This window comes from Pseudomonas sp., assembly GCF_028293835.1.
In the GTDB taxonomy this organism is placed as follows: Bacteria; Pseudomonadota; Gammaproteobacteria; order Pseudomonadales; family Pseudomonadaceae; genus Aquipseudomonas.
Genome location: NZ_JAQGNX010000187.1, coordinates 1 through 3,060, shown reverse-complemented (window position 1 = coordinate 3,060; position 3,060 = coordinate 1). Strand labels below are relative to the sequence as shown.

Annotated in this window: 4 protein-coding genes; 3 read left to right on the top strand and 1 reads right to left on the bottom strand. The window is 65.0% G+C overall.

The genetic code is table 11. From position 1 onward, the window contains the following. Positions 1 to 169: 169 nt before the first annotated feature. The gene (locus JWR17_RS26290; protein ID WP_299836370.1) at positions 170 to 712 is read right to left on the bottom strand and encodes a VOC family protein; all 543 of its coding nucleotides are present in this window, start codon (positions 710 to 712) and stop codon (positions 170 to 172) included. A gap of 214 nt (positions 713 to 926) precedes the next feature. On the opposite strand from JWR17_RS26290, the gene JWR17_RS26285 reads away from it, so the two are divergent. The 3 genes from JWR17_RS26285 to JWR17_RS26275 all read left to right on the top strand — a co-directional run. Further along, on the top strand, positions 927 to 1,568 hold the full coding sequence (locus tag JWR17_RS26285; protein ID WP_299836367.1) for a carboxymuconolactone decarboxylase family protein: 642 nt from the start codon (positions 927 to 929) through the stop codon (positions 1,566 to 1,568). Continuing rightward, positions 1,565 to 2,677 carry a LacI family DNA-binding transcriptional regulator gene (locus tag JWR17_RS26280; protein WP_299836364.1) on the top strand — a complete coding sequence of 371 codons (1,113 nt, stop codon included), beginning with the start codon at positions 1,565 to 1,567 and terminating at the stop codon, positions 2,675 to 2,677. The genes JWR17_RS26285 and JWR17_RS26280 overlap by 4 nt, the downstream gene beginning before the upstream one ends. Beyond that, a partial coding sequence (locus tag JWR17_RS26275) for an SDR family NAD(P)-dependent oxidoreductase (protein ID WP_299836361.1) occupies positions 2,674 to 3,060 on the top strand: 387 nt, incomplete at its 3' end. The genes JWR17_RS26280 and JWR17_RS26275, both read left to right, overlap by 4 nt.

Sequence of the window (3,060 nt, the reverse complement as noted above, 5' to 3'; positions counted from 1 at the left end):
TGGTGGGCGCGCTCAACGCCGGCATGCAGGCGGCCTGGCTGGTGCGCGACGAGCGGCCGTGGGAACACGGTGCGCGGCCGCAGCTGATCGTGCCGAATCTGCACGCGTTGTGCGTGGCGATCGAAGCGGGGTAGAGGCCAAGGGGCAAGGGCTCGAACCGCCGAACGAATCAACGCGGGTTCGCTGCCATCCTGCGAACCGGATCGCTGCCGTCCCAGTGTTCGGCCGCATGGGCGATCTGCTTGAAGTAGCCGCCCTTGCCGCCGCTCAATTCCGAGAGCTCGATCATGCCGCTCGGCAGGTCGGCGTGAACGTAGTACCCGAAGCGCCCGCGCTGCCCCATGCGGCCGCCATGGCCCTCGACATAGCCGGCGTCGACCAACCTGGCGGCCAACTCGTCGTACCGGTCCTCGGTCCAGTAAGCGATGTGCTGTGCGCCTTCGCCCGAGTGCTTCAAAGAATCCAGATAGAGCGACGGCGCGTCGTTGCGTTGCTGGATCAACTCCAGCTGCATGTCACCCGAGTTGGCCAGCGCAATCGACAGCTCGGGCAGCGCCGAGGGCTTGCCGTAGTAACGAAACTCGGTCGTGCCCACCGCCTGTTTGTAGAACCAGGGCCCCACACCGAGCGCGCGCGACCAGTGCGCCATGGCTTTCTCGATGTCGTGCACCACGAAGCCCACTTGCCGTGCGCCGCCAAAAATCAGACTCATGCATTTGCCTCTTGTAGAAACGTTTCCCTGATTCTGCAATCCGTGACGTGAGAGTGCGATAAGGGTAAATCTGGATGTGCATCGGTGTATCGCAGCAAAAGAATGAGGGCGTTGCGGAAACGTTTCTACAGAAGCGTCCGTAGGCCTTTCATTCGCTCACTGCTCACTGCTCACTGCTCACTGCTCACTGCTCACCGCTCACCGCTCACCATCCATGTCCGTCCCTTCAGAAGCCATTGCTCCTGCACCGCTTGCAAAGTCCCGCCGCCTGCCGCTGCGGCCGCCGCCTTACGAGCCGGAGGTCGAAAAGGCAATCAAGAACAGTGCGTTCAAGGGCCTGTCGCCTTTGAACCTGCGACTCGCACTGGCGCAGGAGCCGCGCCTTTCGGTCGCGTTCCAGTCCATGGCGCATGTCGTCTTGTTCAAAGGTGCATTGCCCGAACGGGACCGCGAGATCGCGATCATCCGGACCGGCGCGCTGACCCGCTCCGAATACGAGTGGGGCATGCACGTCAGCATCTACGCCGAGAAATGCGGACTGTCCGAGGCGCACGTCATGGAGCTGACCGTGGGCAAGGCCAGTGCCGCGCTGTGGACCGAGAAGGAGCGTGCCATCGTGCAAATGGTCGACGAGCTGCACTACCATTCGACGGTGAGCGATGCCACCTGGGCTCAGCTGCAGACGTACTACCCGCATGACCAGGTGGTCGAGCTGATTCTGGCGTCGAGCTTCTATCACATGGCTGCCTTTTTCTTGAACAGCACCGCGGTGCCGCTCGAGACCGGTTCGCGCCGCTTCCCCGAAGGCATGTCGCAAGCCAGCGTGCCGTTCTCGACGGACAAGAGCGCTGCATGAAACCCGCGCGCAAAGGCAAGCCGACGATCCGCGACGTGGCGCTCGCTGCCGGCGTGTCGGTCGGCACCGCATCACGTGCTTTCAACCGCGCGGGCCGCGTGAGCGAGGCCGCCATCACCGCCGTGCAGGCGGCCGCGGAGCGGCTCGGCTATGCGCCCGATGCCATCGCCCAGAGCATGCGCACGCGTTCCTCGGGCGTGGTCGGACTGCTGGTTTCTGATTTCACCAACCCGCTCTACGCGCGCATCATCAATGCAGTCGAGGCACGGCTGCAGCGCGATGGGTTTGCGCTGCTGCTGGCCAACACGCACAACGACAGCCGGCACGAGCTGGCGATGATCGATTTCTTTCGGCGACGCCGTGTCGACGGGTTGATCCTCGGCGCTTGCGAGACCGAAAAGCCGGAGCTGATCGATGCGTTGCTCGCGCAGGATCTGCCGGTCGTCGCACTGGACCGCGACTTCGGGCCGCTCGGCAGCGGCGTGAACGTCGACCACTACCACGGTGCGCTGCAGGCCACCCGCTACTTGCTCAAGCTCGGTCACACGCGCATCGCCTTGATGACGCCGGGGCAGGCGGTGCGGCCGGGCCGTGAGCGCATCGCTGGCTTTTGCGATGCCTTCGCCGAACGCGGCCTCAAGCCCGAGCCCAAGCTGATCCGCGCCGAACGATCGTCCATGGAGTTCGCCTTCAGCGAGGCGCTGGCGCTGCTGTCGGCACCGGTGCGCCCGACCGCCTTCGTCTGTCTCGGCACGCGCATCCTGGCCGGCGTATTGCAAGGCTTGCGCCATTCGGGCCTGAGCGTGCCCGACGACGTCAGCGTCGTCGGTGTCGGCGACACCGACCTGTCGCAACTGTTCAGCCCGGCCATCACCTCGCTGACCTGGGATCTGGAAGCGGTCGGAACGGCCACTGCCGAGTTGATGCTCGCGCGGTTGTCGACGGCGTCCGGTCACGAGTCTGTCGAGCCCGAGCGCATCGTGATGACGACGCAGATGATCCTGCGCGATTCGTGCGGTCCGCTGAGCGGTACATCGACCGCGCCGTCTGAGCCTGTGCGTGCTGCGGTCAAGCCGTCGACTCGTGCGAAAGGTGGAGTCGCCAAATGAGTGGACGGCTGGCAGGCAAGGTGGCGATCGTCGTCGGCGCCGGCTCCATCGGAAGCAATGTGGGCACCGATGGCAAAGCCGATGTGAGCAACGGTGCAGCCTGTGCCATCACGTTCGCACGCGAAGGCGCCGCGGTGCTCTGCGTCGACCGCTCCCTCGACGCCGCATACGACACCGTGCGCCGCATCGCGGAAGCGGGCGGTCGGGCCACCGCGTTCGAGGCCGACGTGCGCGACAGCGCCCGCATCAAAGCCATGGTGAGCGACTGCCTGGCGCGCTACGAGCGCATCGATGTGCTGCACAACAACGTCGGCATCGAGGAGTTCGGCGAACTGCTCGAAGTGACGGACGAATCGTGGGACCGCGTGCATGCCATCAACCTG

Coding starts and splice junctions, on each gene's coding strand:
- JWR17_RS26290 (WP_299836370.1), bottom strand. CDS start 712: ATGAGTCTGATTTTTGGCGGCGCACGGCAAGTGGGCTTCGTGGTGCAC.
- JWR17_RS26285 (WP_299836367.1), top strand. CDS start 927: ATGTCCGTCCCTTCAGAAGCCATTGCTCCTGCACCGCTTGCAAAGTCC.
- JWR17_RS26280 (WP_299836364.1), top strand. CDS start 1,565: ATGAAACCCGCGCGCAAAGGCAAGCCGACGATCCGCGACGTGGCGCTC.